The sequence below is a fragment of the Neisseria sp. HMSC075C10 genome, assembly GCF_001815615.1.
In the GTDB taxonomy this organism is placed as follows: Bacteria; Pseudomonadota; Gammaproteobacteria; order Burkholderiales; family Neisseriaceae; genus Neisseria; species Neisseria subflava_A.
Genome location: NZ_KV821239.1, coordinates 92702 through 116881, shown reverse-complemented (window position 1 = coordinate 116881; position 24180 = coordinate 92702). Strand labels below are relative to the sequence as shown.

Below are 24180 nucleotides of genomic sequence, written 5' to 3'. Positions count from 1 at the left end.
AGGGGATTTTAGGGGATTTTGCAAAGGTCTTGGCCTATCTTAGAAAGCAATCCATATGCCCACATCTCTGTTGAATCAGCAGATTATTATGTCCTTCATTCCGATTGCTGCATTAAACCGTTTCTAAAATACCCAATAAACAAAAATGCCGTCTGAAATACAACTTTCAGACGGCATTTTCAATTAAACACTACTTACCGGATTACAATTTCAAACCGGCCAGTTTAGCAGCATACGCATCCAAATCGGCGATTGGACGTGTAGCCACGCCGCTTTCCATAGCTGCTTTAGCGGTAGCAGAAGCAACGCGCGGCAACAGGCGGGAGTCGAATGGAGTAGGAATCAGGTATTCCGCACCGAATTCAAATTTCTTACCGTAAGCAGCAATCACTTCTTCAGGCACTTCTTCCATTGCCAAGTCAGCCAAAGCGTATACGCAAGCGCGTTTCATTTCTTCATTGATGGTGGTCGCGCCGACATCCAATGCGCCACGGAAGATGAACGGGAAGCACAATACGTTGTTTACTTGGTTCGGGAAGTCTGAGCGGCCGGTACCGATTACCACATCCGGACGGGTTTCTTTTGCCAATGGAGGCAGAATCTCCGGATTTGGGTTTGCCATAGCGAACACGATTGGTTTTTCTTTCATGGTGTTCAGCATTTCTGGAGTCAGCAGGTTTGCACCGGACAGACCCAAGAAGATGTCTTTACCTTTAACGGCATCAGCCAATACGCGTTGACCGTTGTCTTCGATGGCGTAGAACTGTTTGGACTCGTCCATACGGTCTTTATCTTCGCGGGTTTTATAAATCACGCCTTTGGAGTCGCAGACGGTTACGTTTTCACGTTTCAGACCCAAATCCAGCAATTGGTTCAAGCAAGCAATCGCTGCGGCACCTGCACCGGAGCACACCAAAGTTGCTTCTTCAATTTTGCGGCCGGTATAACGCAAAGCATTCAATACAGCGGCAGCGGTAATGATGGCGGTACCGTGTTGGTCGTCGTGGAATACAGGGATTTTGCAACGTTTGCGCAATTCACGTTCGATGTAGAAGCACTCAGGCGCTTTGATGTCTTCGAGGTTGATACCGCCGAAAGTCGGTTCCAAAGAAGCGATGATGTCTACCAATTTTTGTGGGTCTTTTTCATCGATTTCGATATCGAATACGTCAACGCCGGCGAATTTTTTGAACAATACGCCTTTGCCTTCCATTACAGGTTTACCGGCCAATGCGCCGATATTGCCTAAACCCAACACTGCGGTACCGTTGGAAATTACGGCAACCAAATTGCCTTTGGCAGTGTATTTGTAGGCATTTTGCGGATCGGCATGGATTTCCATACAAGGAGCAGCTACGCCCGGAGAGTACGCCAACGCCAAGTCTTTAGAAGTAGCCAGAGATTTGGTTGGGGTAACGGAGATTTTGCCCGGCACGGGGAATTCGTGGAACTGCAGGGCGGCTTCTTTTAATGAATTTTCCATTTATCAATCCTGTTTGCGAGAGAGATTTTACAGCGAACAAGTCTGAAACATGTTGCTTCAGACGTTTAAAATTCCTAAAGTCGGGTTGTTAACAGACCGGCTTTGTAATAGGCCGTAATTTTATCATGTTCTTTTGGTGGCGCATACCGATATTTATTACATTTGTTTTGATATTTCATTTTATTTGGTTTTATGTCTAAAAACTTCTGTAATAATATTTCTTCACCACATCACTCTTCTTTCAGACGGCATTTTATTTAGACTTAAACATTCAATCCAAAATAACTGTCTAGCGCGGTTTCAATCTGATTTTTTACCGCGTCCAGACTTTGGCTGCTGTCGATGACGGCATAGCGTTCCGGCTGTTCGTTAGCACGTTGCAGATATACTTCGCGCACCCGATTGAAAAACTCGGCTTCTTCTTGTTCAAAGCGGTCTTTCTCACGCGTTTGGTTGATGCGTGCCATTGACACTTCTAAAGGCACATCCAACAGCAAGGTTAAATCTGGGCGGAAATCGCCCTGTACCCAATGCTCAAGCGTGGCAATATCTTGCAAGGGAACGCCTCGTCCGCCTCCTTGATAGGCAAACGTTGCATCGGTAAAGCGGTCTGAAACGACATGCGTGCCGTTTTTCAGGGCAGGTAAAATGACTGTTTCCAAGTGTTGCTGTCTGGCTGCAAACATCAGCAGGGTTTCGGTACGCAGGCTGACTTGGGTGGCAGGATTGAGCAGGATTTCACGCAATGCTTCTCCGGCCGGAGTGCCTCCCGGTTCGCGCGTAAACAATACGGGCAGTTTGTGTTTCTCAAACCATGCTTTCATTACGGCGAGGTTGGTGGATTTACCTGCGCCGTCTATGCCGTCAAGGGTAATAAATCTGGGTTTCATATGGATATCGTCAATTTAAAGGCCGTCTGAAACAGGGATTATAAATGTTTCAGACGGCCTATTCGGTTTATTTCTTCAAAATATATTTGCGTACGGCAGCGTTGTGTTCAGAAAGATTGTGGCTGAACTCGCTCAAGCCCGTACCATCCATTTTTGAGACGAAATACAGATATTTTTCATCAGACGGATGACCCGCCGCTTCAAGCGCGGCCTTGCCGGGAAGCGCAATCGGCGTCGGCGTCAAACCGCTGCGCGTATAGGTATTGTAAGGCGTATCGCGTTGCAGGTCGGCTTTGCGGATTCTGCCCTTATACGCATCACCCATACCATAGATGACAGTCGGATCGGTTTGCAGGCGCATGCCGATATTCAGGCGATTGACGAATACTGCGGCCACATGGGCGCGGTCGTCTTCGTGCGCGGTTTCTTTTTCAATCAAACTCGCCATAATCAGCATTTCGTACGGATTTTTATAAGGCAGGCCGCTTTGACGGTCGTCCCATGCTTCTTGCAGGTTTTCCCGCATTTTACGGTAGGCGATTTTGTAAATTTGAAGATCGCTGCCGCCGGCATCAATTTCGTAACTATCCGGGAAAAACTGTCCTTCAGGATTGTTGCTCAAGGCATCGGGTGCCACTTCGGCCATCAGTTTTTCATCGCTCCAACCGCGCGTGTCATGTGCAATGTCGGCAGTGTTGTCGATAATACGACGCATTTGGGCAAAACGCGCACCTTCCAAAATTTGCACGCTGACCGAGTCAGGACGGCCTTTTTTAATGCGTTTTAAAATATCCCAAGCCGATACTTTGGCAGACAGGCGGTAAGAACCGGCATTAAGTTGGTTGTGTACGCCCATCACATATGCGGCGGCTACCAGCACATAACGGTTATATACGATGCCGTCTTGAGCCAGTTTGCGGCTGACGGAAGAGATACCCTGGTTTTTGGTAATGGTAATACGGTATGGTTTGCCGTTGTTTTTCGGGACAAACAACAATGCGGCAACCACGGCGGCAAATGCCGTCAAAAATACGGCCAGCCATTTCAACAATTTTTTCAGCATGGTAGGATTCTTGGTTTGTGAACGTGTCGGGCGACAGTATAACCGAAAACAAGCGCACTAAGCCTGCCACCTTCCCCAACGTATGTTTTCCTACACCGAAAGGCCGTCTAAAACCATGAATTCCCCTTCAAAAAACATTTGGCAAAACGGCCGTTGGCTGAATGCACGCCAAACCCATTCGCCCAATTTCAGCCCGCGCGAACCGGATGAAGACATCTCTTTGGTTGTCCTCCACAATATTTCCCTCCCTCCTTTTGAGTACAACACGGGTGCGGTGGAAAAATTGTTTACCAACCAAATCAACCCTGACGAGCATCCTTTTTTCCGCATCATCCATACCTTGCGCGTCTCCAGCCATTTTTTCATCAGCCGTAAAGGTGAAACCATCCAATTCGTTTCCTGCGACGACATGGCCTATCATGCCGGCGTATCGTCGTTTCAAGGCAGAGAAAAATGCAATGCCTTTTCCATCGGTATTGAATTGGAAGGCTGCGATTTCGAGCCTTTTACCGAAGCACAATACACCAGCCTGCAAGCCTTGCTGACCGCCATTTCCGAGCATTACCCGATTCAGGCCGTTACCGGTCATCAGGACATCGCGCCAGACAGGAAAACCGATCCCGGGCATTTCTTCGATTGGCCACGCCTTCAAAAAGCAGGTTTCCCCATCCGGCACGGATAACTTTCAGACGGCCTGAACAATGATTGGCAGACATAATGCTGTCACAACCGTTTATTTTCGTTATAATTCAGCTATTCATTCGGACGCATAAAGTCCGGCTCCAGCGAACTTCCCGCGCAGCAAGATTCCGCACCCTGAAAAAGACGGAATGCTGCCTTTTTAAAAAGTGATTACTCCATGATTTTCATCGTCTTAGCCCTCGCCGCTCTTTTGGCGGTCATCGGTTACAACATGTACCAGGAAAACCAATACCGCAAACAAGTGCGCGAACAATTCGGCCATTCCGATAAGGATGCACTTTTGACCAGCAAAACCAAGCACGTCCGCGACAGCAAAGAAACCGGCGGCCAAGGTTTGTTTATCAAGAAAAGCAAAAAAACCGAAGAGGCATTGCGCAACCTGCAAGAGCAAGATGAAATCTACGCGGCAAAAGCCAAACTGGCCCACCCTGCACAGCTTAAAACCGATATTGAGCTGACCATGGAAGACGACTTTTCCGCAGAAGAAAAAGTCCAACACACCGTTATCGGTTTGAACAACGAAATTACTATAAATCCTGCCGAAGCCGCTTCTGCTCCAGTAGAAACCGCAGCCGAGCCTGTGGCACAAGTACCATTGATCAGCTTGGATGAATTGTCTCAAGTCGAGTTGCCTTGGTTTGACCCGCGCTTCGACTACATGGCCTACATCTCCCTGAAACAAGCCCAAGAATTGCACGCCCTGCCGCGCCTTTCCTCTACCCACCGCTTCCAAATCATCGGTTGCACCATGGACGACCATTTCCGCGTTGCCGAGCCGATTCCAGGCGTTTACTACCAAGGCTTCGTTATGGGTCTGCAAGCTGTCAGCCGCAACGGTTTGGCAGCGCGTGAAGAGTTGCAACACTTCGACCAACAGGTTGATGCTTTTGCCCAACTGATGGACGGCAAAGTTTTGCATACCGACTTGGACGCGTTCACCGAAGTCGCACAAGCCCTCGACCAATTCTGTGCGCGTGTTGACCAAACCATCGCCATTCACTTGGTTTCCCATTCCAACATCAGCGGCGTAGAGTTGCGTGCCGCTGTGGAAGATACAGGCTTCAAACTCGGTGAAGACGGCGCGTTCCACTTCGGCGACAACAACAATCCTCAATTGTTCTCCATCCATACTTTGGACAACAAACCGTTTACCAATCCTCTGTTGGACAACCAAGCCTACCGCGGTTTCAGCATGCTGTTGGATATTCCGCATGTTCCTGCCGGTGAAAAAACTTTCGACAAATTTATGGACTTGGCAGTCAAACTCTCCGGCCAACTCAGCTTGGATTTGGTTAACGACCAAATGGAAGAAGTTTCCACCCAATGGCTCAAAGACGTACGCAACTACGTTTTGGCCCGTCAGGAAGAAATGCTTAAAGTCGGCATCAAACCCGGCAGCAAACAAGCCCTGCGCCTGTTCTCTTAAACTTCCCCAATCAAAAAGCGGATATGCAATGACGGCATATCCGCTTTTTTTCAGGTAAAATCCCTTCATCTTCAATATTCATCGATTTTCAGACGGCCTCTCTATCATCAGGCCGTCTGAAAACTCTATTTCTATTGCTCATGAATCCGACTGAACAACGTATCAAATACCTGACCGACCTCCTCAACCGCTATGCCTACGAATACTACACCCTAGACGCGCCCAGCATACCCGACGCCGAATACGACAAATTGTTCCGCGAGCTTGAAGCATTGGAGCGGAACTACCCCGAGTTCAAACTGCCTGACAGCCCGACCCAGCGTGTCGGTGGCGAGCCTTTGGCAGGCTTTGCCGAAGTGCGCCACGAAGTACCGATGCTGTCGCTGACCAACGCCTTCTCGCCACAAGATGAAAATGGCGTGTTCGACCATGCCGAAATGTATGCTTTTGATGAGCGCGTTCGTAGCGGATTAAACGGAGAAAAACCGGAATACGTTATCGAGCCTAAATTTGACGGTCTGGCCATCAGCCTGCTGTACCGCGACGGCGTATTGACTCAAGCGGCAACCCGTGGCGACGGCACCACAGGTGAAGACGTTACCCAAAACGTCAAAACCGTATCCAACATCCCCCTTCGCCTGCATGGAGAAAATATCCCCGAGCTTATCGAAATACGCGGCGAAGTCCTGATGCTCAAAGCCGATTTTGCCGCTTTAAACGCACGACAGGCTGAAAACGGACAAAAACCTTTCGCCAATCCGCGCAATGCCGCCGCCGGTAGTTTGCGCCAACTCGATTCGCGCATTACGGCACAACGCAAACTGCATTTCTTTCCCTATTCCATTGCCCGACAACAAGGCGGTTTTATCGCAGAAGAACACCTGCAAGAGCTGAGCTACTGTAAAGAGCTTGGTTTCAGCCTGCCCGATGGTAATTTCGGCTGTTTCCAAAATATCGACGAAGTATTAGCATTTTACGAGCAAATGCAGCAAAAACGCCCTACTCTGCCCTACGAAATCGACGGCATGGTGGTCAAAGTCAACAGTCTGGCACAACAAGAAAAACTGGGGTTCATCTCACGCGCGCCGCGCTGGGCCATTGCCCACAAATTTCCTGCCGAAGAAGCATTGACCATTGTCGAAGCCATTGATGTACAAATCGGGCGCACCGGTGCAGTAACCCCGGTTGCCCGCCTGCAACCTGTATTCGTCGGCGGCGTTACCGTTACCAACGCCACCCTGCACAATCAGGACGAAGTATCGCGCAAAGACGTGCGCGTTGGCGATACCGTCGTCGTGCGCCGCGCCGGAGACGTTATTCCCGAGGTGGTGCGCGTGATTTTTGAACGCCGCCCAATGCAGGAGACCAATATTGCTGTTTCAGACAGCCTGCAAGACGATTTGTTTGCCGAAACACCTTCTAAAACGCAATCCGAACCACTTTACAAACCCTACCGCCTACCCACCCATTGCCCTATCTGTCACAGCGAAATCGAACGTGAAGAAGGCGAAGCAGTTGCCCGATGCAGCGGCGGTATGCTTTGCCAAGCACAACGCGCTCAAGGTTTAATCCACTTTGCCTCACGCAAAGCCATGGACATTGACGGACTTGGACAAAAACAAATCGAGCAACTGGTAGCGCAAGATTTGGTTCGTCATTTCGCCGACCTCTATCGCCTCGATATTCCAACCCTGCAAAAAATGAAGGAAACAGCGGATAAAGCATCGACTAATGAGGAAGAATCATTAAACAGTGATATTGAAGACTTTGAAAGCGAGACCGGCAATGCCCTGCTTAGCAAAACCAGTAAAAAACAGCCGACCAAATGGGCGGAAAACATCCTCGCAGGCATAGAAGCCAGCAAAACGCCTGAACTTGCCCGCTTCCTTTTTGCCCTCGGCATCCGTCACGTCGGCGAACGCACCGCCAAAACGCTGGCGCAGGCATTCGGTACGCTCGAACAAGTCCGCCATGCACCTGAACCCATCCTCGCCTGCCTGCCCGATATCGGTACGGTGGTTGCTCGCTCCATCGCCCACTTTTTTGCCCAAGAAGCGCAACAGGCGATGATAGACGAGCTGCTGGCTGCAGGTGTTGCCCCGCAAAGCCAGGCTGTCACTATCCCGCCGTTGCGCTATGCCGAGCCGCAACGCTGGATTGCCCGCCTGCCTGATTTTAAAATCAGCGAAACCAAAGCGCAGACCTTATGGGAGCTTGCCGGACAAAACATAGAAGGTTTGCAAACCGACAAAGCGTTGCCTGCCGATTGGCAAACATGGCGCAGTAAACCGCAAAACGCAGCCCTGCTTGAAAATATGAAAACTTTCTTTGCTCAAACGCTATCTAATCTTCAAGATGAAACGATTTCAGACGGCATCAATGAGACCATAGCAGGAAAAACCTTTGTATTAACAGGGACTTTACCCACGCTCAAACGCGACCAAGCCCAAGCCATGATTGAGGCTGCAGGCGGTAAAGTTTCCGGTAGCGTATCCAAAAAAACCGACTACGTTGTCGCTGGAGAAGCCGCAGGCAGTAAATTGGAAAAAGCCCAAACTTTGGGCGTGGCCGTATTGAGCGAAGAAGAATTACTGACGTTGCTGGGATAAGACAGTATCTATGACTAATCCTCCTTTTCAGACCATCTGATACTTTATCATGTGGTATTATAATTACATACGACTACATCTTTACACTTTTTGGGGTATAAACCCACAGTTAAAATAGGATAATAATATGAAACCCATTAAAAAATGCGTCTTCCCCGTTGCCGGTATGGGCACCCGTTTCTTGCCTGCAACCAAAGCCAGCCCCAAAGAAATGCTGCCTATCGTGGACAAACCTCTGATTCAATATGCAGTTGAAGAAGCGGTTGAAGCCGGCTGTACTGAAATGGTGTTCATCACCGGCCGTAACAAACGCAGTATCGAAGACCACTTCGACAAAGCATACGAGTTGGAAACCGAATTGGAATTGCGTCAAAAAGACAAGCTGTTGGAGCACGTTCGCGATATCCTGCCTCCCAACATTACCTGCATGTACATCCGTCAAACTGAAGCATTGGGTTTGGGTCATGCCGTATTGTGCGCGCAGGCTGCCGTTGGTAACGAGCCTTTTGCCGTTATTTTGGCAGACGATTTGATTGACACGCCTAAAGGCGCGTTGAAACAGATGGTTGATGTGTACAACCAAAGCGGTAACAGCATTTTAGGCGTTGAAACCGTTGATCCTTCTCAAACAGGCTCTTACGGTATCGTTGAAGTTGAAAAGCTGAAAAGCTATCAGCGTATCACCAACATAGTTGAAAAACCCAAACCGGAAGAAGCGCCTTCCAACCTTGCTGTTGTCGGCCGCTATATCCTGACTCCGCGTATTTTTGACTTCTTGTCCAACCTGCCTCGCGGTGCCGGCGGCGAAATTCAACTGACAGACGGTATCGCCCGCCTGCTTGACCATGAGTTTGTCTTAGCTCATGCGTTTGAAGGTAAACGCTACGACTGTGGCAGCAAATTGGGTTACCTTGAAGCAACCGTGGCTTATGGTTTGAAACACCCTGAAACTGGCGAACAATTCAAAGAATTGCTCAAACAATACGCTTAAGCCCAGCCATTATACAAAGGCCGTCTGAAATTTCAGACGGCCTTTTTCTCACACTTATTTCTTCCAATACGCCGGAGTAAACAAAATTAAAACAGTAAAAATCTCCAAACGTCCCAACAACATCACCGCCGTACACAGCCACTTCTGTACATCGCTCAGCGCGGCGTAATTATGCGACGGACCGACTGCCCCCAAACCCGGCCCTGCATTGGTAATACAGGCAATGACTGCCGTAAAGGCGGATAAAAAGTCCAAGCCTGCCGCCATCAGTAAAAAGCTGAATACGATGACCGTCATAAAGTAAATAAAGATGAACGACATGACGGTCAACGCCATGCGATCCGGAATGGAACGGTTGTTGACCTTTACCGTACGAACCGCACGCGGATGCAGCAAAATCAACATTTCACGCAAGCTAAATTTGAACAACACCAATGCACGCACATTTTTAATACCGCCGCCCATAGAGCCTGAGCTTGCCAAGACGTTCGACAGGAAAAACATCCACAACGACACAATCAGCGGCCATTGAGCAAAGTCAGTATTGGAAAAACCGCTGGCCAATCCTATGGACACAAAGTTGAAGCTGACAAAACGTAAAGCTTCGCCAAGGCTTTGGTACACGTCCTGCTGCCACAGATACAATGCCGAAATCAAAATACTGCCCGACAAAACCAGCAGCATGGTGCGGCATTCTTCATCCTTCCAATACACCCGCCAAGAGCGGTTGCCCAGCGCAGTAAAATGGCTGGCAAAATTGATACCGCCCCAGACAGTAAAAAACATCAACGTCCATTCGACTGCCACAGAATCAAAATAGGCAACGCTGTCATCATGTGTCGAAAAACCGCCCAAGGCCACTGCCGACATCGCATGGCACAAGGCATCAAACCAACCCATACCGGCAATATGCAAGGATACAAAAGCCGCAGCAGTTGTCAGCGCATAGGCAAACCATAGCCGTTTGGCCACTTGCGAAATGCGGGGCGCCATCTTACTTTCTTTATCCATACCCGGAATTTCTGCTTTGAAGAGCTGCGTGCCCCCCACGCCCAACATCGGCAAAATCGCCACAGCCAGCACGATAATACCCATACCGCCAAGCCAGTTGAGCATGTGTCGCCAAAAGTTTACAGACGGCGCCAGCGTATCCAAGCCGGAAATCACTGTCGCACCTGTCGTCGTCAGCCCCGACATCGCTTCAAAAAATGCATCGGTAAAACTCATGGACGGCATATAGAAATAAATCGGCATCGCCGCCACGACAGCAAAAGCCAGCCACAGCATCAGTACCAGGGTGAATCCATCACGCGGCCTCAATTCACGGTTGAAACGCAGCGTCAGCACCCAAGTTACACACGACACCAGCAATACGGTCAACGCCGTATAGGCAAACACGAGAAACGCGCTGTCGTGATAAAAATACGACATCAGTGTCGGCACGGCCAACAGCAATGAAAACAACAGCCCCAGCTTGGACAATACATGGACAATCGGCATCACCTTGCTTACCGCACCGCCCAATCTGAAACCCTTATGCAGATACATCATATTCCTATCATCAGAAAACAAAATGTTTCAGACGGCCTCATAAAAAAGGCCGCCTGAAACCGCATATTTTATCAAAATGCCGCAATCCAGTGATAAAGAAAAACAAAAAACGCTTGCCTGCTCTTTTTCTAAGAGTATAATGTTATACCATAACACTCACTGGAGAAAGAAATGAAACCCGATATCCACCCAGACAACTATCGTACCGTCCTGTTTTACGACAGCGGTGCAGATCAAGGATGGCTCATCCGTTCATGTGCCAATACCCACGGCAAAACCATGGTTTGGAAGGACGGAGTAGAGTATCCCCTCTTTTCGCTTGATACCTCTTCCGCGTCCCACCCCGTATACACAGGCAAACAACGCAACGTTAATGTCGAAGGTCGCGCCAGCAAGTTCAACCAACGTTACCAATCCATGATGTCTTCTTTCAGAAAGGATAAATGATGCAAGTCCTCTCATCCCTGAAAACTGCAAAAAAACGACACCGCGACTGCCAAATTGTCCGCCGAAAAGGCAAAGTGTACGTCATTTGCAAGAGTAATCCCCGTTTTAAAGCACGCCAGCGTTAAGCTGTTCTATCCTTCTTTCAATGTAACTCTCTGAATTTTCCGCACTTTCGTTTACCTCTAGCGCAAGTGCGGCTTTTTTTCAAACGGCATTAATCATTCATATCAAAACTACAAAGAATCCTGCCATACTCCCGAAAACAGGAAGAAAAAGTAAATAATGGTTATCCCTATTGTGAAGCCATAAAGATATTTATAACATGCCGCTACATTCTTCCTTCAACACTGACCATAGGAGTCAAAAATGAAAGTAAAAGCCCTGCTTGCAATTGCCGCCGCCATGAGCCTCGCTGCCTGCGCCGCACCTGAAGCCCATCGCCATGACCATGGTCAACGTCATGAGCACAATCATGCACACGAATATGGCCACCAACATCATGACATGCACAACCATGGCCGTGTTCAATCATTCAGCTGCGAAAACGGCCTGTCTGTACAAGTCCGCAACCTGAGCACCAACCAAGTTGAACTGCGTCTGGACGACAAAGTTGCCACCCTGTCTTCTGCCGTTGCAGGTTCAGGCGAACGCTATGTTGCCAACCAAGGCCTGTTCGGCAAAGGCGCTGAATGGCATCAAAAAGGCAGCGAAGCATTCTTCGGCTTCACTGACCCATACGGCAACAAAGTAGAAACTTCTTGCTCTGCCCGTTAATTTCTACTAAGCAATAGAATAGCTAAAGGCCGTCTGAAAACTTGTTTCAGACGGCCTTTTATATTGGATAAAACGAAAGAGAAATATAGTTTCCGTTCAATGAGAAAATGTAAATATGAGGCTATTTGAAGGTTCAAAATACGTCCATACTCTACGGATAAGTAAGGCCCTTTGAAAAGTGCTTTCTACGAGAATTTATTTCTCAATATACGTTAAATCCACTATACCTATACTGACTATCTCTATTTATCAAAACTACAAATCCCAATTACCCTTCAAAATCTATCCGTTATACGAAACAGATTCAATAAACAAAGGCCGTCTGAAAACCTATTTTCAAAGTTTTCAGACGGCCTTTATCTTAGACCAAACCATTAAGCGTAATGTCTGTCTTCGCCTTTACCGTCAACGTTGTCGGCACAACGTTTACAGATGGTTTCATGGCCTGCAACTGCGCCTACATCGTGGGTGTAGTGCCAGCAGCGTTCGCATTTTTCACCATCGCTGGCTTTAGCGGTCACAGCAAGTTCATCACCGACTTTCACTTCAGCTTTAGACACCAGCAAAGCAAAACGCAATTCTTCGCCCAAAGTGTTCAGATAGTCGGCAATTTCTTCCGGAGCCGTAATTTCGGTTTCGGCTTGCAATGAAGAACCGACAGTTTTATCCGTACGCAGAGGCTCGATGGCGGCAGTTACTGCTTCGCGTGCTTCTCGGATTGCCGTCCATTTTTTCACCAATTCGGCTTCGGCTTTTTCATTGATGGATGGGAACTCATGCCAGGTGTGGAAGAGGACGCTGTCTTCTTCGCCGCCACCAATGATGTCCCATGCTTCCTCGCCAGTGAAGCACAAAATCGGAGCAATCAGCAGAACCAAACTGCGTGTAATGTGATACAGGGCAGTTTGCGCGCTGCGGCGTGCATGGCTGTCGGCTTTGGTGGTGTAGAGGCGGTCTTTCAGGATATCTAGGTAGAACGCGCCCAAGTCTTCCGAGCAGAAAGAAACAATGTCTTTTACGGCAAAGTGGAAGGCGTAGCGCGGATAGAAGTCGCCCGCCAGACGCTCTTGCAGCTGACGCGCCAATACCAAGGCGTAGCGGTCGATTTCCACCATGTCTGCCTGTTGCACGGCATCTTCAATAGGATTGAAGTCGCTGAGGTTGGCAAACAGGAAGCTCAGGGTATTGCGGATACGGCGGTAGCTTTCGGTAACGCGTTTGAGGATTTCTTTGGAAATCGCCAATTCGCCGCTGTAATCGGTGGATGCCGCCCACAGACGCAGGATATCTGCACCGAATTCGTTGTAGACTTCTTGCGGCGCGACAACGTTGCCGATGGATTTCGACATTTTGCGGCCGTTTTGGTCAACCACAAAACCGTGGGTCAACAGCTGTTTGTATGGCGCACGGCCCATTGATGAGGCGCAACCGGTCAACATGGAGGATTGGAACCAGCCGCGGTGTTGGTCGCTGCCTTCGAGGTACAAGTCAGCCGGCCATTCCAATTCTTCGCGTTGTTTCAAGACGGAATAATGGGTCGAGCCGGAGTCGAACCATACGTCCATGGTATCGGAAAGTTTGTCGTAATTTTCACAATCTTCCGCGCTCAAGAGTTCGCTCTTATCAAGAGAGAACCACGCTTCGATACCTTTTCCTTCGATTTTTTGGGCAACTTTTTCCAACAACTCGGCAGAGTTTGGATGCAATTCACCGGTCTCTTTGTGAACAAAGAAAGTCATCGGCGTGCCCCAATAGCGTTGGCGTGAAACCACCCAGTCAGGACGGCCTTCAATCATGGCTTCTAAACGCGCACGACCCCATGATGGGAAGAATTCGGTGTCATCAACGGCTTTGATGGCTTTGTCGCGCAGGGTTTTACCATCTGCACCTGCTTTGTCCATACCGACAAACCATTGGCCTGTCGCACGGTAAATCAACGGCGTTTTGTGACGCCAGCAGTGTGCGTAGCTGTGTTCGATTTTGCTGCTTGCCAAGAGGTTGCCGGTTTCTTCCAGCCATTGCAGGATAACGGGATTGGCTTCCCAAACGCTCATGCCGGCAACGCGCGGCGTTTCGCTGATGTATTTGCCTTCGGCGTTGACAGGGTTGTAAAGCTCGATGCCGTATTTGTTGCAGACAGCGTAGTCTTCCAAACCATGCGCAGGCGCAGTATGCACCAAACCAGTACCGGCATCGGTGGTCACATGGTCGCCGTTGAGCATGGGAATATCGCGTTCGAGGAACGGATGATTCATGTGCAGGTTTTCCAGCTTGTCGCCTGTGGTTTCTGCCAATACTTTCAGATCGTCTGAAGCAAAGCCGTAACGTTTGAGCGCGTCTTCTGCCAAATCTTTCGCCAATACCAATTTGCCTTTAGGCGTATCAATCAGTTGATACACCACGTCTGCACCAGCTGAAACAGCTTGGCTCGCAGGCAAAGTCCAAGGCGTGGTTGTCCAGATAACGGCAAACGCTTTGCCTTCGATACTTGCCAAACCGAATGCGGCGGCAAGCGCGGCGGTGTCTTTAAACGGATAGCCAACGTCAATCGCAGGCGATACTTTGTCTTTATATTCCACTTCGGCTTCAGCCAAGGAAGAGCCGCAGTCCAAGCAGAATTGAACCGGTTTCGCGCCGCGGTAGAGATAGCCGGATTTGTAGATTTCGCCGAGCATACGCACGGTATCGGCTTCGGTTTTGAAATCCATGGTCAGGTAAGGATTGTCCCAGTCGCCCAACACACCCAAGCGGATAAAATCTTTTTTCTGACGGGCAATCTGTTCGGCAGCGTATTCGCGGCACAATTCGCGGAAACGGGCTTTAGGCATGTCTTTGCCGTGCAGCTTTTCTACCATCACTTCGATAGGCAAACCGTGGCAGTCCCAACCCGGTACATAAGGCGCATCAAAACCGGCTTGGGTTTTGCTGCGGATAATGATGTCTTTGAGAATTTTATTGACGGCATGACCGATGTGAATGTCGCCGTTGGCATACGGAGGACCGTCGTGCAGAATAAATTTCGGGCGGCCTTTGGCGATTTCGCGCAGTTTTTGGTAGCGTTTTTGCTCGTACCAGCTTTTCAGCCATGCAGGCTCGCGTTTGGCAAGATTGCCGCGCATTGGAAACGGGCTTTCGAGCAGGTTTACGGTTTTACTGTAATCGGTCATTTTTTAATCTCTATTGTTGCGGTATTTCGGTTTCAGACGGTCTGATTGCTCATTTTAAAAAGGACAGGCCGTCTGAAAAAATTCAAAGGACTTATTGTAGCCCAATTGTCTTGATTTTATAAGCTTCTAGACGCGTTTCTATACTGCCCAAACCCTCGCATCTTCCATATCTTGCAAAATTTGGGTTTTCAATGCTTCGATACTCTCAAATTTTTTCTCGTCACGCAGTTTGTGCAGGAAACGGACGAAGATTCGCTGGCCGTACAAGTCGCCGTTGAAATCGAACAGATGGACTTCCAGCTTCTGCGAGCGGTTGTTACTAACAGTAGGGTTAAAACCAAAGCTGGCAACGCCTCGGCGCGTGCCGAATGTGCCGTCTGCTTCAACGACAAATACGCCGCTTAAAGCATAATGATACGGGGGAAGCTGAACATTGGCGGTAGGTGCGTTGATGGTGCGACCGAGTTTTTGCCCGTGTTTGACCTTGCCGCTTAAAACGTAATCATGGCCCAACAATCTTTTGGCGTATTCCAACTTGCCATCTGAAAGGGCTTGGCGGACGGCGGTACTGCTGGTGCGGATGTCTTCAACGATAACGGACGGCGTGCGCTCGGTTTGCATATCGGGCTGTTGTGCCAAAAGCTCGAAACAACCTTCACGGCCGGCACCGAAACGGAAATCGTCGCCAATCAACAAATAACGCGTGTTGAGCGTTTGGCGCAAAAGTTGGTCGATAAACGCTTGTGCGCTCATATCGGAGAAAGTTTGGTTAAAGCGCAAGACCCAAACGGCATCTACACAGCCGGTTTCACGCAAAAGGCGCAATTTGGTACGCAGCGGGCTGATGCGGTAAGGCAGCTTTTTCCCGGCTTTGCGCGCAAAAAATTCTTTGGGCTGAGGCTCAAAAACAACAACGACAACAGGCAGACCGCGCTGGTCTGCCTCTCGTTTGAGTTTTTGTAGAATATGTTTGTGACCGAGGTGTACACCGTCAAAGTTGCCGATGGTTACGGCGGCTCCTTGCGGAAATTTGGGCGCGTGTCGCTGTCCAAGCCAGATGTTCATGGGTGGTGGTATTGTGTTTGAATAGGCGGCTATTGTAAACGTTATTGCCGTTTCAATAAACCTTAGGCCGTCTGAAACCAATAAATATATGCTTTCAGACGGCCCTAAAGTTTGTTAATCCCTTACCACCACCAAGGATAACGGCCAAACGGATAGCCCCAATCGTCGTAATAGCGATAGTAACGGGCTTCGCGCAGCTGTTCTTGAGAAATATAGTTTTGCCATGCCATTTTGTAGCAGGCTTGGAACATCGGATCGGAAACTTTGTCGATATATTTGAGGCGGAAAGCTTTTTGTTCCGCAGTTGCGGCACCGGGTTTACCTTCTTCGTCAAATTTGCGACGGATCAGCGCGGCAGTTTCCTGATCGCATTGGCCGGCAAGATATACTTGAAGATCCTGCTCATAGCGTTTCTGCGCTTGGGCGCGTGCGGCTTTTTGCTCAGGCGTGGTGGCGCAGGCGGCAAGTAATGCGGCAGCACCAATCAATAAAGTCAGGCGGATAGGATTCATCGGATGTTTCCTTATAGTCATGTATAGCTATTAATGTACGCCCTCATCTTGTAATGGGCAAGTGTGGCAACTTGGGGACACTTTCATATTATTTGTTCTTGGCAGCAGGCAGTTGCATATAAAATACACCCAATATAAATGCTTGCTCCTACCCTCAATCAATGAACGACGACAAACCGCCCCACTCCTACCGATTGCGCCACCACAGGCAACACACGCCGCCGTTTTGGCAGGCAGACCGTCCGTACCTGCACGAACACAATATTTCCGATGCCCGTTTCAGACGGCTGGGCTACATCATGGCCTTTCTTGCCGGAGCAATTAATGCCGGCGGTTACTTCGCATTCTCACGTTATACCTCCCACGTTACCGGCTCAATGTCGCTGTTGGCAGATGTTTTGTATCTTCAAGAGTGGAGTGTGGCCATTATTGCCACAATCAGCGTGTTGTGTTTTGTTGCCGGTGCCGCGCATTCGGGCTGGGTGATTTTGTGGACGCAGCAGATGCGTTTCCGTGGCAGCTTTGGATTTTCCATGTGGCTGGAAGCAGTTTATCTGTTGATATTCGGTTGGTTCGGTATTGCCGCGATGGAATGGGATTTTGGCGGCTCGGATTTTATCATGCCGTCTTTAGCATTGTTTTTATTGTGCTTTATCATGGGCATGCACAATACTGTTATTACGCTTTTGTCCGGTTCCGCCATCCGTTCCACCCACATGACCGGTACGGCGACCGACTTGGGCATTGAAATTTCACGCGCGCTTTATTACTCCAAACAGCATCATCCGCGCCTGCCGCACATCCGCGTCAACAAACCGAAAATGTGGCTTTTAAGCGGCTTGATGCTGTCGTTTTTGCTGGGTGGCGTGGTTGGCGCATGGGGTTATCATCTGGTCGGCCATCATTTCGCCCTGCCCGTTTCCGCCGTTTTGCTCATACTGGGTGCAGGTTCAGTGGGATACGATGTCAAGGTCAGATTGAAATGGGCATTCGTCAACTGGTATCGCCGCAAGCAGAAAAAACGGAAGAAACTGTAAAAAACTTTGCTTGTTATTTCGCGGCAAAATGACCAAACTGTCGGAGAAATGCAGAAATGCTTCAGAATTATGTTAACTGGCAAATATTTTCGTAATATCGGGTTAAACCCATTCTTTTACGTTTCGGATATTCGGTATCATAAATTCGTAATGACCCACGCGGTTTTTATTCATTTTTTTCAGACGGCTCGAGCCGTCATCTAAAAAGAGGATACGACATGAAATTCTTGAAACCCCTGACCGTTATTGCCACTGCAATTCCTTTGGCGCTCACCGGCTGTGTAACTGATCCTGCTACCGGCCAACAATCCGCCAGCAAAACCGCTATGTACGGCTTGGGCGGTGCGGCTGTTTGCGGCATCGTTGGTGCACTGACCCACGGCGGCAAAGGCGCGCGTAACTCCGCATTGGCTTGTGGTGCAGTAGGTGCCGGTATCGGCGGTTACATGGACTACCAAGAGAAAAAACTGCGTCAAAGCCTGGCCAACACCAACATCGAAGTTGAACGTCAAGGCAACCAAATCAAACTGGTTATGCCTGAAAACGTAACCTTCGCTACCGGCAGCGCTGCCCTGAGCGGCCATGCTCAAAGCGCCTTGTCTGCCGCTGCGCAAACTTTGGTTCAATATCCTGACACGACTTTGACCATCAACGGCCACACCGACAACACCGGTAACGACGCCATCAACGAACCATTGTCTCGCAACCGTGCCGAATCTGTTGCCACCTTCCTGCAATCCCGTGGCGTAAGCAGCACCCGTTTGAGCACTTTCGGTTACGGCTCCCGTCAACCCATCGCCTCCAACGCTACTGTTGAAGGCCGCGCACAAAACCGCCGCGTTGAAATCTTGATCAACCCAGACCAACGCGCCATTGATGCCGCTAAAAAACAAATGTAATCCGACATCTGTCTGATTCCCATACTTAAGGCCGTCTGAAATTTCAGACGGCCTTTTTCTTTGTAGATTTTGTTTGCAATTTCGCCTCCTCAATCCAATCCATCATAAAATTTATTCCTTTATTAACAAGACTTTTCAATTTTTCCTTCAAAAAAACTGTATTAATACTCTAATTTTTACACTAACTTAGAGTATAATTCCTAAAATTTTAAAAACACGCCCCATGCCGTCTGAAAAACGGCGGCGAAAAACACACTTATTTATATACACATCAGTCCGTTATCCAATCCATTTCATAGGATTTCAGACGGCACCATCCAGAATCTATGAAGGAGCATCCATGCAAAACAACTTTGACCCATTGATTATCCGTGGCAAATCACTGATTCCCGTTGTACAAGGCGGTATGGGTGTAGGCGTTTCCGCATCAAAACTCTCCAGTGCAGTTGCGCGCGAAAACGGTGTGGGTACCATCGCCAGCGTCGATTTGCGCCACTTGCACGAAGATTTGCTGGCCGAATCAAAAATCGATTCCAGCGAAGAAAAATACACCCGCCTGAACTGCATCGCGCTTGACCGTGAAATCAAAAAAGCCAAAGCCGATTCAGAAGGCAAAGGCATGATTGCCGTCAACGTCATGAAAGCCGTAAAAGACCATGCCGCCTACGTCCGTCAGGCCTGTGAATCCGGCGCAGACGCGATTGTGATGGGTGCAGGTTTGCCTTTGGATCTGCCTGAAATGGCCGAGGGCTACCACAAAGATGTCGCCCTTTTCCCTATTTTGTCAGAGTCACGCGGTATCAATATCGTTTTGAAACGTTGGATGAAAAAAGGCATCTTGCCTGATGCCATCGTTATCGAACACCCAGCCCACGCAGCCGGCCACTTGGGTGCGGCAACCGTTGACGGCGTGAACGATGCCAAATTCGAGTTCAAACGCGTTATTGAAGAAACGTTTGAAGTATTCAAAAACTTGGGCTTGGAAAGCGAAAAAATCCCGTTGGTACTCGCCGGCGGCATGGCAAACTTTGAAAAAGTCAAAACAGCCTTGAAAAACTGGGGCGCGTCCGCCGTCCAAATCGGTACCGCATTTGCCGTAACCGAAGAAGGCGATGCCCACATCAACTTCAAAAAAACGCTGGCCGGTGCGGAAACCGAAAAAGTGGTGGAATTCATGTCTGTTGCCGGTTTGCCTGCTCGCGGCGTGCGCACCAAATTCCTCGACAGCTACATCAAACGCGAAGCCAAATTGCAAGCCAATGCCAAAAATGATCCACGCCGTTGCACCCAAGGGCTGAACTGCCTGACCAGCTGCGGCTTGCGCGACGGTTTGGCCAAAGCCGGCCAATTCTGTATCGACATCCAACTTTCCGCGGCATTCCGCGGCGAAGTCGATAAAGGCCTGTTCTTCCGCGGTAAAGACCCGCTGCCGTTTGGCAACGCCATCCGTACGGTTCAAGAAACCATTCAATATCTCTTGAACGGTTCCCTGCCCGTCGTCCCTGCCAAATAAACGCATCAATATTCAAAAGGCCGTCTGAAAAACATTTAAACCCTGTTTTCAGACGGCCTTTTTGTCCCAATCCATCTAAAAAATGCTAAGATTATTGCCTTAATTTATCGGCAGAAACATCATGAACCCATTATTAAACCATCTCAAACCCTATCCTTTCGCCCGCCTGCGTGAAGCCATGCAAGGCATTGACGCACCCACAGGCGTAACGCCCATTCATCTGCAAATCGGCGAGCCGAAACACCCGACGCCCAAAGTCATCACCGATGCGCTGACCGCCTCCCTGCACGAACTGGAAAAATATCCGCTGACCATAGGTCTGCCCGAACTGCGCCAAGCCTGCGCCGAATGGGTTGCCCGCCGTTATGATGGTTTGAGCCTCAATCCCGACAATGAAATCCTGCCCGTATTGGGCAGCCGGGAAGCTTTGTTCTCTTTTATCCAAACCGTTTTAAATCCGGCTTCAGACGGCCCCAAACCGGTCGTTATCAGCCCCAATCCGTTCTATCAAATTTACGAAGGCGCGACTATTTTGGGCGGTGGCGAAATCCATTTTGCCAACTGTCCTGCGCCCAGCTTCAATCCCGATTGGAGCAGCCTGCCCGAAGACGTATGGCAACGCACCAAAGTCCTGATTGTCTGCTCGCCCAACAACCCAAGCGGCAGCGTCCTGCAATTAGAAGACTGGAAAGAAATTTTTGATTTGCAAGACAAATACGGCTTCGTTATCGCCTCTGACGAATGCTATTCCGAAATCTATTTTGACGACAACAAACCAATCGGCGGCCTGCAGGCTGCGGCGCAATTAGGACGCGGTACACGCAACATTATTATGTTCACCAGCCTGTCCAAACGCTCCAACGTCCCCGGTTTGCGTTCTGGCTTTGTCGCAGGCGATGCCGAGTTGCTCAAAAACTTCCTGCTCTACCGCACCTACCACGGCAGCGCGATGAGCATTCCCGTCCAACGCGCCAGCATTGCCGCTTGGAACGATGAAGAACACGTCATTGACAACCGCCGCCTCTACCAAGAAAAATTCGACCGCGTCATCCCTATTTTGCAACAGGCATTCGATGTCAAACTGCCTGACGCGTCGTTCTACATTTGGCTGAAAGTTCCCGATGGCGACGACTTGGCATTTACGCGCAACCTGTGGCAGAAAGCCGCTATCCAAGTGTTGCCCGGCCGCTTCCTCGCCCGCGATACCGAACAAGGCAATCCGGGCGAAGGCTACGTCCGCATCGCTTTGGTTGCCGATGTGGAAAGCTGCGTCAAAGCGGCTGAAACCATGGTTGCTTTATACCGCCGATAAAACAAAGGCCGTCTGAAATTTCAGACGGCCTTTTTAAATCAACCAAGTTATATCACGAAATCCAACAGATAAAAATCTTCTTTGCCTACGCCGCACTCAGGGCATTTCCAGTCGTCGGGAATATCCTCAAACTTAGTTCCGGCAGGCAGGCCGTGCTCGAGATCGCCGAGGTCTTCGTCGTAAATCCAGCCGCAAGGGCCGCACATATATTGAGCCATTTTGTGTTCCTTCTATTTTAAAAGGCCGTCTGAAACCGTATTTTCAGACGGCCTTTCGTGTGTCTTATTGTTGATATTTTGAATTTATTGAGCTGCTTCCAAAGCGGCGATTTCTTTACGCAGGTGTTTGATGGCCGGTGTTACGATGGCGACAAACATGGCCTCGCGGACGCGGCGTTGTGCCGGGCTGCGCATCAGATAACCTTTCGCGCCTGCATGCAATGCGGCAGATTGAGTGGCGTTCAATGCCAATACGGCAGCCGCTTCACGCAGTTTCAAAGTTACCAGCGTGTCAGGTTTGTTGTTCCACGCATCATCAGCAAGGCGTTCGGTTTCCGCCCATGCGCCGTCCAACGCAGCTTTCAATTCATCGTAGCTGTGATCGAGGTAGCCGTTTACTTCCGCGTTCACCACATTAGCCATGCGGATAATGCCGAGCGCACCGTCAATCACACCGGCGCCGATACCCATTTGCAGCAGAATGAAACCGGCTTTAATGGTCGGGATATAAGACTGGAATTGCTCAGGCGTAGCAATCACATCTTCATCGGGAATAAACACGTCTTTAAAATTCAGGCTGTAAGTGCGCGTGCCTTCCAAACCGCAAAACTCAGGGCAATCTTGCAGGGTAACGCCTTCCCATTGACCGCCGGTGATAAACATCACATAGCTGTCGCCAACTTGGGCGGTATTCGCCCAAATATGGTCTTCGCCGATATTGGATACCCAAGGCAAAGCGCCGTTGATTTTGTAGCCGCCTTCGACGCGCTCGGCTTGCAGATTGTGTTTTTCGATACCGGCAAGGTGTTTGACAGTATTGGACATGCCCGTACCGGCCAAGACTTTGCCCTGCAGAATATCGGCCAAATATTTGGCTTTAACCGCTTGGTTGGGGGATTGATGCAGATACCACGCGCAAGCCGCCTGACACCATGCGCTGAACGAAGTCGCGCCGCACTCTTTACCGATTTCGCGCAATACGGCAATTTGCGTTGACAAACCCAAACCGTTACCGCCTTCTTCAACCGTACCGGTCGCGGCAAAACCGCCGATTTTGCCCAATTCCAGCATAAATTCTTTTGGGTACAGGCCTTTGCGGTCGATGTCGTCCACCAATGGTTTTAATTTGCTTTTAACGAGTTCGGCAACATTGTTCAGTAAAGCTTCGCGTGTCATTTTTTTCCTCTGGATATTTTGGCGATATTGAGTTCTTTTAAGAAAGGCCGTCTGAATTTTCAGACGGCCTTTGATGGGATTAGGCAAATGCCTGCAATTCAGGGTTGATTTCAGTTCTGGCAAGGTTGTTGACGTAGTTGCACAAGGTTGCCAAAGCAACGCCCATGACGACTTCAACGGCTTGCTGTTGGTTGTAGCCTGCATCAAAGAAAGCTTTCAGCTCGTCGTCGGATACCGCGCCTTTTTTCGCCATAACGGCTTGGGTGAATGTCGCCAAAGCACTCAGTTTGGCATCGTCAAACTCACCTGCAGCCAATGCGCGTGCGGCTTTGATGGATTGTTCGGACAGCAGTTTTTTCAGGGTAGCCAGTTTGGTGTGGCCGGCAACGCAGAAACCGCATTCGTTGGTACGGGCGGCGATGATTTGGACAACTTCAACTTCGCCGTCAGTCAGGCTGTTGGCCGCATTCAGCTTGCCAACTTCTTGATAAAACGCCAAAGCTTCAGGCGCATTGGCCAAAACGCCGATCAGGTTAGGAATAAAGCCGTTGTTTTTCAATACGGCTTCAATGCGTGGTTTAGCAGCTTCGGGAGCGGTTTCAACTGTGTGTATGGTCAAGCGGGACATGTATATAACCTTCTTATCTGGTGAAATGAAGCGACCATCATAAGCCATCCGCCTCCATCAGAAAAAGACTTATTGGTTATTTACCGCGAACCAAAAGTTATAAGGCCGTCTGAACGGATTCAGACGGCCTTATCAAATGATTCAACTCATTATTTCATAAAGTTTTTCAGCAGCATAGAAGCAATGTCGTCCAAGCCGAAGCCATCCGCATCTTGAGCCGTGCCGTTAGGTGTGGCTTTATCTACCAAGTCAGGCAATACTTTGGCCAACAAATCGCCTGCTTGACCGGCATCCACGCCGAATTTTTGCGCGATTTGGTTTACCGTATCGCTGCCCAAAGCATTTTGTAGGTCGCTGCCGGACACAGGCAGGTTGCTGGATTGGTTGGAAACCCAGCTGCTCAGGGCATCGCCCAAACCGCCTTGTTGCAGTTGATTGATCAGGTTGCCCACGCCGCCTTGCTGTTTAACCAAATCCACCGCCATATCGGTCAAAGAACCTTGTGCGCCGTTTTCGCTGTTGCCACCCAACATTTGGGTAGCCGCATTCAAAAGATTGTCCATGAGTGCCATGACTTTTTCCTTGTATTTGTGTCTAAAAAAGAGAACGGAGTGTAGCAAAATTTGCACTGAAAAAAATCAGGCTTAACCAAACTAAACTTCTTTTATCCCAAAGCCGTAACAAAACAAAGGCCGTCTGAAACCAAGTTTCAGACGG

At 49.4% G+C, this 24180-nt stretch carries 22 protein-coding genes; 11 read left to right on the top strand and 11 right to left on the bottom strand.

Features of this window, described 5'->3' with window-relative positions; all coding sequences use genetic code 11:
* Positions 1–202: 202 nt before the first annotated feature.
* The 3 genes from HMPREF3047_RS01825 to mltG all read right to left on the bottom strand — a co-directional run bounded on the left by HMPREF3047_RS01825 (position 203) and on the right by mltG (position 3436).
* Positions 203–1483 carry a malic enzyme-like NAD(P)-binding protein gene (locus HMPREF3047_RS01825; protein ID WP_083315927.1) on the bottom strand — a complete coding sequence of 427 codons (1281 nt, stop codon included), beginning with the start codon at positions 1481–1483 and terminating at the stop codon, positions 203–205.
* A gap of 263 nt (positions 1484–1746) precedes the next feature.
* Entirely contained in the window at positions 1747–2373 is a 627-nt protein-coding gene (tmk, locus tag HMPREF3047_RS01820; protein ID WP_070712034.1) for a dTMP kinase, read from the bottom strand.
* Positions 2374–2440: 67 nt separating this feature from the next.
* Positions 2441–3436 (bottom strand): endolytic transglycosylase MltG, encoded by a 996-nt coding sequence (gene mltG, locus HMPREF3047_RS01815; protein ID WP_070712033.1) that lies wholly within the window; start codon positions 3434–3436, stop codon positions 2441–2443.
* A 115-nt stretch (positions 3437–3551) separates the two neighbouring features.
* Here mltG and ampD point away from each other — a divergent pair, with 115 nt between their 5' ends.
* The 4 genes from ampD to galU all read left to right on the top strand — a co-directional run bounded on the left by ampD (position 3552) and on the right by galU (position 9164).
* Positions 3552–4118, top strand: a complete 567-nt coding sequence (ampD, locus tag HMPREF3047_RS01810) for a 1,6-anhydro-N-acetylmuramyl-L-alanine amidase AmpD (RefSeq protein ID WP_070712032.1) — start codon at positions 3552–3554, stop codon at positions 4116–4118.
* 177 nt (positions 4119–4295) lie between these two features.
* Entirely contained in the window at positions 4296–5564 is a 1269-nt protein-coding gene (locus HMPREF3047_RS01805) for a cell division protein ZipA C-terminal FtsZ-binding domain-containing protein (protein WP_070712031.1), read from the top strand.
* Between the two features lie 140 nt (positions 5565–5704).
* Positions 5705–8173, top strand: coding sequence for an NAD-dependent DNA ligase LigA (gene ligA / locus HMPREF3047_RS01800; RefSeq protein WP_070712030.1), 2469 nt, complete (start codon positions 5705–5707; stop codon positions 8171–8173).
* 127 nt (positions 8174–8300) lie between these two features.
* The gene (galU, locus tag HMPREF3047_RS01795; RefSeq protein ID WP_070712029.1) at positions 8301–9164 is read left to right on the top strand and encodes a UTP--glucose-1-phosphate uridylyltransferase GalU; all 864 of its coding nucleotides are present in this window, start codon (positions 8301–8303) and stop codon (positions 9162–9164) included.
* Positions 9165–9218: 54 nt separating this feature from the next.
* Here the strand turns inward: galU and HMPREF3047_RS01790 are convergent, their stop codons facing one another.
* Positions 9219–10715, bottom strand: a complete 1497-nt coding sequence (locus HMPREF3047_RS01790; protein ID WP_004520109.1) for a TrkH family potassium uptake protein — start codon at positions 10713–10715, stop codon at positions 9219–9221.
* A 171-nt stretch (positions 10716–10886) separates the two neighbouring features.
* Here HMPREF3047_RS01790 and HMPREF3047_RS01785 point away from each other — a divergent pair, with 171 nt between their 5' ends.
* The 3 genes from HMPREF3047_RS01785 (at position 10887) to HMPREF3047_RS01775 (ending at position 11936) form a co-directional block, all read left to right on the top strand.
* Complete coding sequence (locus HMPREF3047_RS01785) at positions 10887–11162, top strand: type B 50S ribosomal protein L31 (RefSeq protein WP_004464264.1); 276 nt, start codon at positions 10887–10889, stop codon at positions 11160–11162.
* A complete protein-coding gene (ykgO, locus tag HMPREF3047_RS01780; RefSeq protein WP_003685279.1) occupies positions 11162–11287 on the top strand; it encodes a type B 50S ribosomal protein L36 in 126 nt (41 codons plus the stop codon). The genes HMPREF3047_RS01785 and ykgO overlap by 1 nt, the downstream gene beginning before the upstream one ends.
* A gap of 241 nt (positions 11288–11528) precedes the next feature.
* Positions 11529–11936 (top strand): MliC family protein, encoded by a 408-nt coding sequence (locus HMPREF3047_RS01775; RefSeq protein ID WP_070461602.1) that lies wholly within the window; start codon positions 11529–11531, stop codon positions 11934–11936.
* Between the two features lie 374 nt (positions 11937–12310).
* Here the strand turns inward: HMPREF3047_RS01775 and ileS are convergent, their stop codons facing one another.
* The 3 genes from ileS to HMPREF3047_RS01760 form a co-directional block, all read right to left on the bottom strand.
* On the bottom strand, positions 12311–15103 hold the full coding sequence (gene ileS / locus HMPREF3047_RS01770) for an isoleucine--tRNA ligase (protein WP_070712028.1): 2793 nt from the start codon (positions 15101–15103) through the stop codon (positions 12311–12313).
* Positions 15104–15241: 138 nt separating this feature from the next.
* Positions 15242–16168, bottom strand: coding sequence for a bifunctional riboflavin kinase/FAD synthetase (gene ribF / locus HMPREF3047_RS01765; RefSeq protein WP_070712027.1), 927 nt, complete (start codon positions 16166–16168; stop codon positions 15242–15244).
* A 122-nt stretch (positions 16169–16290) separates the two neighbouring features.
* Complete coding sequence (locus tag HMPREF3047_RS01760; RefSeq protein WP_070712026.1) at positions 16291–16680, bottom strand: hypothetical protein; 390 nt, start codon at positions 16678–16680, stop codon at positions 16291–16293.
* 161 nt (positions 16681–16841) lie between these two features.
* Here HMPREF3047_RS01760 and HMPREF3047_RS01755 point away from each other — a divergent pair, with 161 nt between their 5' ends.
* From HMPREF3047_RS01755 to dapC, 4 genes are all read left to right on the top strand, one after another.
* Positions 16842–17717: a YoaK family protein gene (locus tag HMPREF3047_RS01755; RefSeq protein ID WP_070712025.1), complete on the top strand. Its 876-nt coding sequence runs from the start codon at positions 16842–16844 to the stop codon at positions 17715–17717.
* A 218-nt stretch (positions 17718–17935) separates the two neighbouring features.
* Complete coding sequence (locus tag HMPREF3047_RS01750; RefSeq protein ID WP_049328625.1) at positions 17936–18616, top strand: YiaD family glycine zipper/OmpA-like lipoprotein; 681 nt, start codon at positions 17936–17938, stop codon at positions 18614–18616.
* Positions 18617–18956: 340 nt separating this feature from the next.
* Positions 18957–20129: an NAD(P)H-dependent flavin oxidoreductase gene (locus HMPREF3047_RS01745; protein WP_070712024.1), complete on the top strand. Its 1173-nt coding sequence runs from the start codon at positions 18957–18959 to the stop codon at positions 20127–20129.
* A gap of 121 nt (positions 20130–20250) precedes the next feature.
* The gene (gene dapC / locus HMPREF3047_RS01740) at positions 20251–21441 is read left to right on the top strand and encodes a succinyldiaminopimelate transaminase (RefSeq protein WP_070712023.1); all 1191 of its coding nucleotides are present in this window, start codon (positions 20251–20253) and stop codon (positions 21439–21441) included.
* A 47-nt stretch (positions 21442–21488) separates the two neighbouring features.
* Here dapC and HMPREF3047_RS01735 read toward each other — a convergent pair whose 3' ends face one another.
* From HMPREF3047_RS01735 to HMPREF3047_RS01720, 4 genes are all read right to left on the bottom strand, one after another.
* Positions 21489–21659, bottom strand: coding sequence for a rubredoxin (locus HMPREF3047_RS01735; protein WP_070584079.1), 171 nt, complete (start codon positions 21657–21659; stop codon positions 21489–21491).
* An 84-nt stretch (positions 21660–21743) separates the two neighbouring features.
* Positions 21744–22835 carry an acyl-CoA dehydrogenase family protein gene (locus HMPREF3047_RS01730; RefSeq protein WP_070712022.1) on the bottom strand — a complete coding sequence of 364 codons (1092 nt, stop codon included), beginning with the start codon at positions 22833–22835 and terminating at the stop codon, positions 21744–21746.
* Between the two features lie 79 nt (positions 22836–22914).
* Positions 22915–23463, bottom strand: coding sequence for a carboxymuconolactone decarboxylase family protein (locus HMPREF3047_RS01725; protein WP_070712021.1), 549 nt, complete (start codon positions 23461–23463; stop codon positions 22915–22917).
* 149 nt (positions 23464–23612) lie between these two features.
* Positions 23613–24035, bottom strand: coding sequence for a YidB family protein (locus tag HMPREF3047_RS01720; protein WP_070712020.1), 423 nt, complete (start codon positions 24033–24035; stop codon positions 23613–23615).
* Between the last annotated feature and the right edge of the window lie 145 nt (positions 24036–24180).

Bases quoted from the DNA above. Each gene is read 5' to 3' on its own strand.
- HMPREF3047_RS01825 (WP_083315927.1), bottom strand. From the start codon at position 1,483: ATGGAAAATTCATTAAAAGAAGCCGCCCTGCAGTTCCACGAATTCCCC.
- tmk (WP_070712034.1), bottom strand. From the start codon at position 2,373: ATGAAACCCAGATTTATTACCCTTGACGGCATAGACGGCGCAGGTAAA.
- mltG (WP_070712033.1), bottom strand. From the start codon at position 3,436: ATGCTGAAAAAATTGTTGAAATGGCTGGCCGTATTTTTGACGGCATTT.
- ampD (WP_070712032.1), top strand. From the start codon at position 3,552: ATGAATTCCCCTTCAAAAAACATTTGGCAAAACGGCCGTTGGCTGAAT.
- HMPREF3047_RS01805 (WP_070712031.1), top strand. From the start codon at position 4,296: ATGATTTTCATCGTCTTAGCCCTCGCCGCTCTTTTGGCGGTCATCGGT.
- ligA (WP_070712030.1), top strand. From the start codon at position 5,705: ATGAATCCGACTGAACAACGTATCAAATACCTGACCGACCTCCTCAAC.
- galU (WP_070712029.1), top strand. From the start codon at position 8,301: ATGAAACCCATTAAAAAATGCGTCTTCCCCGTTGCCGGTATGGGCACC.
- HMPREF3047_RS01790 (WP_004520109.1), bottom strand. From the start codon at position 10,715: ATGATGTATCTGCATAAGGGTTTCAGATTGGGCGGTGCGGTAAGCAAG.
- HMPREF3047_RS01785 (WP_004464264.1), top strand. From the start codon at position 10,887: ATGAAACCCGATATCCACCCAGACAACTATCGTACCGTCCTGTTTTAC.
- ykgO (WP_003685279.1), top strand. From the start codon at position 11,162: ATGCAAGTCCTCTCATCCCTGAAAACTGCAAAAAAACGACACCGCGAC.
- HMPREF3047_RS01775 (WP_070461602.1), top strand. From the start codon at position 11,529: ATGAAAGTAAAAGCCCTGCTTGCAATTGCCGCCGCCATGAGCCTCGCT.
- ileS (WP_070712028.1), bottom strand. From the start codon at position 15,103: ATGACCGATTACAGTAAAACCGTAAACCTGCTCGAAAGCCCGTTTCCA.
- ribF (WP_070712027.1), bottom strand. From the start codon at position 16,168: ATGAACATCTGGCTTGGACAGCGACACGCGCCCAAATTTCCGCAAGGA.
- HMPREF3047_RS01760 (WP_070712026.1), bottom strand. From the start codon at position 16,680: ATGAATCCTATCCGCCTGACTTTATTGATTGGTGCTGCCGCATTACTT.
- HMPREF3047_RS01755 (WP_070712025.1), top strand. From the start codon at position 16,842: ATGAACGACGACAAACCGCCCCACTCCTACCGATTGCGCCACCACAGG.
- HMPREF3047_RS01750 (WP_049328625.1), top strand. From the start codon at position 17,936: ATGAAATTCTTGAAACCCCTGACCGTTATTGCCACTGCAATTCCTTTG.
- HMPREF3047_RS01745 (WP_070712024.1), top strand. From the start codon at position 18,957: ATGCAAAACAACTTTGACCCATTGATTATCCGTGGCAAATCACTGATT.
- dapC (WP_070712023.1), top strand. From the start codon at position 20,251: ATGAACCCATTATTAAACCATCTCAAACCCTATCCTTTCGCCCGCCTG.
- HMPREF3047_RS01735 (WP_070584079.1), bottom strand. From the start codon at position 21,659: ATGGCTCAATATATGTGCGGCCCTTGCGGCTGGATTTACGACGAAGAC.
- HMPREF3047_RS01730 (WP_070712022.1), bottom strand. From the start codon at position 22,835: ATGACACGCGAAGCTTTACTGAACAATGTTGCCGAACTCGTTAAAAGC.
- HMPREF3047_RS01725 (WP_070712021.1), bottom strand. From the start codon at position 23,463: ATGTCCCGCTTGACCATACACACAGTTGAAACCGCTCCCGAAGCTGCT.
- HMPREF3047_RS01720 (WP_070712020.1), bottom strand. From the start codon at position 24,035: ATGGCACTCATGGACAATCTTTTGAATGCGGCTACCCAAATGTTGGGT.